Source organism: Mucilaginibacter sp. P2_A5 (genome assembly GCF_056404995.1).
In genome coordinates this window covers 84,089-91,521 of sequence record NZ_JBFUCY010000028.1, presented here as the reverse complement: position 1 = coordinate 91,521, position 7,433 = coordinate 84,089, and the positions used below count along the sequence as shown (strand labels likewise).

The window sequence follows — 7,433 nt, the reverse complement described above, 5'->3', positions numbered from 1 at the left end:
ACGTTTTTCTTTTTTTGCTTCTTTTTTTCTTTTTAAAAACGATAACGTTTTTGTGGACAACTAATCAGCCATGACCTCTTTTGCCGATCTTGTCGGAAAATAAGTCTTCCAGTTTCGCACAAGTTTTATTATCATACTATGAGCCAATGCTGGTGTAAGCATTGATATACTACTATGTGGCCTTAGATAGTTGTAAATGTTTATAGCCTTTGTTACCTCATTTCTTGCAGCATCCAGGTCTGTAAATACCGGCTTTAGCAATTCCATCTTTAAGATGCCATTTACGCGTTCAGCAATAGCGTTATCTCTCGGGTTACCCGATTTGCAACCATGTCAATTGCTATTTTCTCCAACTGAGCCGGTGCTCACTCGTATGACATGGTTTATAATATTATACAACAAAACTCTTCGCTTTCATCAATGCATTATCCAGCCCGCTTACATCGCTGCCGCCTGCGGTTGCGAAAAATGGCTGGCCGCCGCCGCCGCCTTTTACTTCTTTGGCGAGTTCTTTTACGATGTTGCCGGCATGCAGGCCTTTTTCTTTTACCAGGTTTTCGGCTATCATAACCGTTAGGCTTGGTTTGCCGTCAAACTCGGCGGCAAGTACCAGGAACAGGTTGGGTACAATATCTTTTAACTGGTAGGCCAGGTTTTTAATGGCTTCGGCATTGGGCAGGGCTACTTTTTGGGCAATGAAGTTGATGCCATTAACAGCCTCCGCTTTTTGTGCCAGTTCGTTTTTTAAGCCTGATGATTTTTCGAGAATAGCTTTTTCTATCTCTTTTTTCAGCTTGCTATTTTCGTCCAGCAGGCTTTCTATACTTTTTGGGAGGTCTTTAGGGTTTTTAAGCAAATCTTTAAGCTGGTCTACCATTCGGCTTTGGTTGGTGATAAACACCTCGGCAGCAACACCGGTAATGGCCTCAATGCGGCGTACGCCAGCTGCTACGGCGCTTTCGGCAATTATTTTGAAGAAGCCTATCTGCCCGGTAGCCTGTACGTGGGTACCGCCGCAAAGCTCCTTGCTAAACTCATCTTCGAAAGTGATGACGCGTACATACTCGCCATATTTCTCGCCAAACAGGGCGGTTACGCCGCTGGTGATGGCTTCGGCGTACAGTACGCTGCGCTCTTCTTTCAGCGGGATGTTCTGACGTACTTTTTGGTTTACGATAGCTTCAATCTGCGCCAGTTCCTCGTCGGTAACTTTGGCGAAGTGAGAAAAATCGAACCTCAGGTAATCGCTGTTTACCAATGAGCCTTTTTGGTTTACGTGGCTACCCAATACCTGTTTCATGGCGGCATGCAGCAGGTGCGTAGCAGAGTGGTTGGCATTGGTTTGCCCCCGCAAAGCAGGGTCGACAATGGCGGTTAAAGCATCCTCAATATCTTCGGGCAGGTTATCTACATAATGAACGGTTAAACCGTTTTCTTTTTTGGTATCGGTTACCAAAATAATGGTACCATCCGGGAAAACCAGTTCGCCCTTATCCCCTACCTGGCCACCGCTTTCGGCGTAGAATGGGGTTTTATCCAGCACGATTTGGTATTGCTCTTTTCCTTTGGCGGTTACCTTGCGGTATTTTACAATGTGGGAAATGGTTTCGGTTTCGTCGTAGCCGGTAAAGATGGAGGTCTCGTCGTCTTTGAGGGTAATCCAATCGCCGGTATCGATGGCAGTGGCTCCTCGCGATCTGTTTTTTTGAATTTGAAGGGCTTTCTCATATCCCTTCACGTCAACAGTCCAATCTTGCTCACGGGCCATCAATTCCGTCAAGTCTAGTGGAAATCCATAAGTGTCAGATAAGAGAAACGCAATTTCACCGGGTATCTGTCTATTTTCTATGTATTTGTAATATTTTTGATGCGCTTCAACTGTACTTCTTGTGTCAAGAGTCGGATCCATAATGAAAGTTCCATTATTATACATCGTAAAATCTGAAACTAATTCATTGAACTTGTTTATACCGGAAGACAATGTCTTTAAAAATGATGCTTCTTCTTCTAATATCACTTTCTGAACAAAATCTTTTTGCTTATTTAATTCATCAAAAACACCAATAAATTGCGTTGCCAACTCCGGTACCAATTTATTTAGAAATGGTTCTTTTAACCCTAAATATTGATATCCATACCTAACTGCACGTCTTAGTATCCGACGTATGACGTATCCTGCTTTATTATTGGAGGGCAATTGTCCGTCTACAATGGCAAAGCTTATAGCACGTATATGATCAGCCATTACTCTCATTGCGATATCTGACATATCAGACTGCACCATCCCCATAATTCCACCCACGATTGGATTTGGATCATTAGGATCGTTTAAATATCTAATACCTGATTCTTTAGATATGAATTGGATTAATGGCTGGAAAATATCGGTATCGTAATTAGATGTTTTACCTTGGATCACACGGACTAAACGTTCGAAGCCCATACCAGTATCTATATGCTTTGCCGGTAGCTCCACCAATTTGGTAAATCGATAGAGATTAATTGTTTTCCATTCCTTAATATAATCCAAATCTACCGACGCTGAGAATTCAGCAAGGCCTCCATTAACACCTCCCCACATCCGATTGTATTGCATGAATACATTATTCCAGATCTCAATTACTTGCGGATCATCAGCATTTACCAATAATGCTCCTTCTTTTTCCATACGCTCACTGTCGGGACGTCCATCGTAATGAATTTCAGAACAAGGGCCACACGGACCTGTTTCACCCATTTCCCAAAAGTTATCCTTTTTATTACCAGGGACAATATGACTCTCGTCAATTAAAGCTTTCCAGAGATCATAGGCTTCAGTATCTCTTTGAAGACCCTCTTTTTCATCTCCTTCAAAATAGGTGACGTATAAACGATCTTTAGGTAGTTTGTAAACCTCTGTCAGTAGTTCCCAGCTCCAGGCGATGGCTTCTTTTTTAAAATAGTCACCAAAACTCCAGTTGCCCAGCATCTCGAACATGGTGTGGTGATAGGTATCAATACCTACTTCTTCCAAATCATCATGCTTGCCGCTTACACGCAGGCAGCGTTGGGTATCGGCCACGCGAGGGGCTTTAGCAGGAGCATCGCCCAAAAAAACTTCTTTAAATTGGTTCATCCCCGCGTTGGTGAACATCAAAGCTGGGTCGTTTTTTATTACTATTGGTGCCGAAGGAACAATAACGTGTCCCTTTGAAACAAAAAAATCAAGAAAAGCCTGGCGTATTTCGGTAGCTGTCATAGTGTGCAAATGTAGTTATTAGTCGGGAAGTCCGAAAGTCGGGAAAGTCCGAAAGTTAGAAAAGTCGCGAAGCAGCGAAGTAAGAAAAGTAATTAGGATGCCGGAAAGTCAGGAAATTAGTATTGGACTAACTTCCCGACTTTCAGGCTTCGGACTCCCCAACTTCCGGACTTTCCAATCCCGATATTAACTACTTGCTACTATTTCAAATACTCCTTCGGTATCGGGTTGTCTTTCCGTTCGCCGTCGAAAAACCAAGCCAGGATCCAGAAGCGGGTGCCATCGTTAAATAGTTCGATACTGTTGATGCCCCGCTCTATTACCGGGCCACCTGCAACATTGCGCGATTCGTAAGTGCTGAAAACATGATATATACTGCCGAAGTGTTCTACTTTACGGGAGATTTCCCTTTCGTCAAAACCATCGCGTGAAAGCATATCATCCGACCGGCGGTGATATTCTTTCAACGTCATATAACTAAACTTTTGTTTGCCTTGCTTATCAATATAACCCGAGCCTACATGGGCATTGGCAATATGCAGCAGGCTGTCACGCTCGTAGCTTACCTTTTCGCCTTTTTTTACAGTTACTACATCATAATAGGCTTTCATGATACCATCAAGCGTACTCACATTGTCGCCATACTTGGTTACCACCTGTGCGACGGTTGGTTGCACCATGGCAAAGCATGAAAGCACGAATAGCAGGGCAGATTTTTTCATGAGCGGTAACGGTTTAGACCGGTTTAAATAAAATCGAATTTAAACAATATCAATCACAATCGTACGATGATATTTTCACCCCACCACCCTGCTGTTTTTCAACCTTAATATCTTGTGCAGCATCTGCATTTTTATGTAATACCTTTTCAAAAAGCATTGCTTCATCCAAACTAATGTTCTTTAAAAGCAGTTTATGGTCGGCGCATCCGTCAAAATAGGTCTCGGTAGTTACTGCCCCGTTTTTGTAATAAATGCTTGTTTCTTTGGCTCCTTTTTTGGGTATCCTTTTTGTGATTTTTAAAACCCCGTAATTGCGCTTCAGGTAAGCATCTTCTGTTTCTACAAAGCCGTGATCATCCTTTTCCAAAACGGGCATGGCAGATAGATAGCCATCAAATATGTACCCTTGCCTGCCATCAAATTCCACCTTTATCCACTTGCCGTTCAGCTTGTACGGCTCTTTTAAAGCAGCTGTATTAAAATCTACCGTAAATTTTTTAGGGTCTCCAGCTAATTTAACGGGCTTTACAATAGTTCCATAAGGAATATTCGCGAGGGTTTTGCTCTTGTCGGTAGGGTTACTTTTTAAGTTTACCCCATCCAATAGCCATACTTTTAGCGATTTTCCGGTGTTTTTTGCTTGCGCAGTAAGCTTAGTGGTAACAGTACCTAATAGCACGACAGCTGTTATAATTGCGATAAGTTTTTTCATAGGTAAAAAATACGTTGTTATTGCGGGTTAAAGATACATAGCTAATATTTATTTAACTATTATCAAAATAACAATTAAAACGAAAGCCGCCAGGAAGGTAAGTTCCCGGCGGCCCCAATGTTTTCATGATGAAATTTGCTGGTGCGATATCATAAGCTGCTACCTATGCATGTTGCAGGCTACACCTTTTATTCAACTATTCACCCTTATAAAGGCGAAGTATATACTAAAAATTGGCAGCAACCGATACCCCGTAAACCCGTGGGTTACCTAAATGTGTAGCGCCAAAATCATAAGCATAGTCAATAGCTTTTTTGTTGCCTATGTTGCTCTCCCATAAAAACAAACTAAAGTTTTTAGTGTCGACACCAATTTTAGCATTGAATTTACTGTAGCCTTTTTGTTCAATATTGTTGGCCAGGTCAAAGTACTGGTCGCCAAGGTAACGCCATTCGCCACGGGCTACTAATCTTGCTTTTTGTGGGCCGCCAAGCGCGTAGCCATATTGCAATGCCAGCATATTGGTAAACTTAGGCGTGTAAATTTGTTTGTTGCCTTTTAAATTAACTATTTCGCCGTTACTGCCAACCGCCAGGTCGGTATAGCGGGCGTGGGTGTAGCCAAAGTTATTTTCAATTTCCAGGCCTTTTAATGGTGTAGTGCTCAACTCTACTTCAACGCCTTTACTGCTTAGCTTGCCCGCGTTTTTGGTTACGGTAATAGCATCAGGCAATATTAAAGTTGGCACCTGCGCATCGGTAACACGGGTGTAAAACAAAGCCAGGTTTGCACGCAGTTTATTATCAAAAAAGTTGTTTTTTGATCCAACTTCGAAGTTGTTGCTGTACTCGGGTTTAAAGGTGTATAGTGGTGGTGATGATGGATCTGATCCCAGCTCGGTGATACCGCCGGCCCTAAAGCCGCGGCTGTAAGTTGCATACAGGCTATTATTGGCCGATAAATGGTAAGCCAGGTTAAGTTTTGGCGAAAATGCTTTAAAATTGGCTGATGAAGAAGTATCCGACCGGGTAACCATAGCGTCGCCGCCATCGGGCTGAAACTCGCCTTTCACACTTTCTTTTTTATGTTCATGATCGTAACGCAAACCTGCGGTAATATCAAATTGCGGACTAACAACATAGGTTACCTGCCCATAAACAGCCACGCCAAAATTCCTGTCGACATTGGTATTGATACTCGTAAAATTGGTTATCGGCGAGCCTACGGCTGCGGCATCGGCGCCAAAATAAGTACCCTGTTTGTTGGGCGCGTAGTGGTAAAAACCGTAGGCACCTGCAGTCCATTTTAATTTAGAGGTTGACGATGCAGGCGAAGTAAACCTAAACTCCTGGATGCCTGTACGTACTTTATTCCAATCGCCACCATAGTTGTTTACTACCGATACCGCGTCGATGGGTGAAAAATCGCCATCAATAGGTTTGGTATAGTAACGGTTATTTACCTGGTATGATGACTGCGAGGTAAAGTTAAAATCGCTGCCCGAGTAATTGATAGCCAGCGAGGTATGGAAGGTATTATCGATCATTTTGGTCTTCGCGTTCTGATTTACCTGGTAAGGGTTGCTTAACGCATCATCCGGCGAACCAGCTAATGTAAAAGCGCCGTTATTACGGTTATTGTAGTTTTTAACGTTCAGTGTAAATGCCAGTTTTGATGTAGCCAGGAATTTAAGGTAATAGTTACCTAAAAAAAAGTGTTGCTTATCGAAGTGGCTGTTATCAAACGTGTTGGTATAAAAACCATTAAAGCCCGAATAAACACCGGCAACGCCTAAAAACAGTTTATCTTTTATCAACGGTGCTTTTATGCCCAGTGTAAAACGCTGCTGTCCGTAGTTACCAAAATCGAGCCCGGCAAAACCGCTTACGGTGTTTGATGGCTGTTTGGTAATGATATTGATAACACCGCCGGTAGCATTACGGCCGTATAAGGTACCCTGCGGGCCGCGCAATACCTCTATCCTATCCACATCCAACAACTGTGGTATGTAAGTATCTAACCCGTATTGGTTTACACCATCAACATAAGTAGCTACGGCAGGGTCATATGATGTGGTAACTATCCCCCTGATACCGCTAACATTGCGGCCATCGCCGGAGTTGCCGGAGTTTAAGTTGGGGGCTATGGCAGTCAGGTCTTTCAAATCCCACAGCCGGTAGTCTTTTATTTGTTTGGCCGATAAGGTAGTAACGCTGAAAGGTACCTTTTGGGCGTCCTCTTCGTATTTTTGAGCCGTTACGGTAACTTCATCCAGTTGGTTACTGGCATCCTTCAATTGAAAACTGATTGGGCGCATAGTGCCGCTTAAAATAATCGACTGGCTTTTAGCTGCATAGCCAACAGCGCTAATGTGCAGGATATAACTTCCCGAGGTAACATCTTTCAATGAGAATTTACCGTCCTTATCGGCAATAGTACGGTAATTGGTATTCAGCAGGTAAACCGTAGCGCCGGCAATTCCCTGGCTTTTTTCGTCGGTTATGGTGCCCGATAAGTGGGCAATAGTTTGTGCTTTTACTATAATACAAAGTATAAGCAATACAAATAAAGTAAGTGTTTTTTTCATTTAATTGGTTGTAACTGATATGTGTATTTTTAACACATTGATATAATTGCCAATTATAATAAACGGCATCCATTTAACGGCAACGCAAACAAAAATATTACTTAATTATTATTAGCCTATAGCCTGATCAGGCTATAGACATGGCCATCTGAAGCCGGCGGCCCCGACAGCAGG

4 protein-coding genes and 1 pseudogene are annotated in these 7,433 nt (G+C 42.8%); all 5 read right to left on the bottom strand.

Features of this window, described 5'->3' with window-relative positions; all coding sequences use genetic code 11:
* Positions 1-60: 60 nt before the first annotated feature.
* Positions 61-312, bottom strand: a pseudogene (locus AC1DXF_RS22235) (integrase core domain-containing protein); the annotation flags it as partial.
* Positions 313-391: 79 nt separating this feature from the next.
* Positions 392-3,238, bottom strand: a complete 2,847-nt coding sequence (gene alaS, locus AC1DXF_RS22230) for an alanine--tRNA ligase (protein ID WP_477450901.1) — start codon at positions 3,236-3,238, stop codon at positions 392-394.
* Between the two features lie 200 nt (positions 3,239-3,438).
* Positions 3,439-3,960 (bottom strand): hypothetical protein, encoded by a 522-nt coding sequence (locus AC1DXF_RS22225; RefSeq protein WP_477450900.1) that lies wholly within the window; start codon positions 3,958-3,960, stop codon positions 3,439-3,441.
* 49 nt (positions 3,961-4,009) lie between these two features.
* Positions 4,010-4,672, bottom strand: a complete 663-nt coding sequence (locus tag AC1DXF_RS22220; RefSeq protein ID WP_477450899.1) for an SH3 domain-containing protein — start codon at positions 4,670-4,672, stop codon at positions 4,010-4,012.
* A 226-nt stretch (positions 4,673-4,898) separates the two neighbouring features.
* Positions 4,899-7,259: a TonB-dependent receptor gene (locus AC1DXF_RS22215; protein ID WP_477450898.1), complete on the bottom strand. Its 2,361-nt coding sequence runs from the start codon at positions 7,257-7,259 to the stop codon at positions 4,899-4,901.
* Between the last annotated feature and the right edge of the window lie 174 nt (positions 7,260-7,433).

Coding starts and splice junctions, on each gene's coding strand:
- AC1DXF_RS22215 (WP_477450898.1), bottom strand. CDS start 7,259: ATGAAAAAAACACTTACTTTATTTGTATTGCTTATACTTTGTATTATA.
- alaS (WP_477450901.1), bottom strand. CDS start 3,238: ATGACAGCTACCGAAATACGCCAGGCTTTTCTTGATTTTTTTGTTTCA.
- AC1DXF_RS22220 (WP_477450899.1), bottom strand. CDS start 4,672: ATGAAAAAACTTATCGCAATTATAACAGCTGTCGTGCTATTAGGTACT.
- AC1DXF_RS22225 (WP_477450900.1), bottom strand. CDS start 3,960: ATGAAAAAATCTGCCCTGCTATTCGTGCTTTCATGCTTTGCCATGGTG.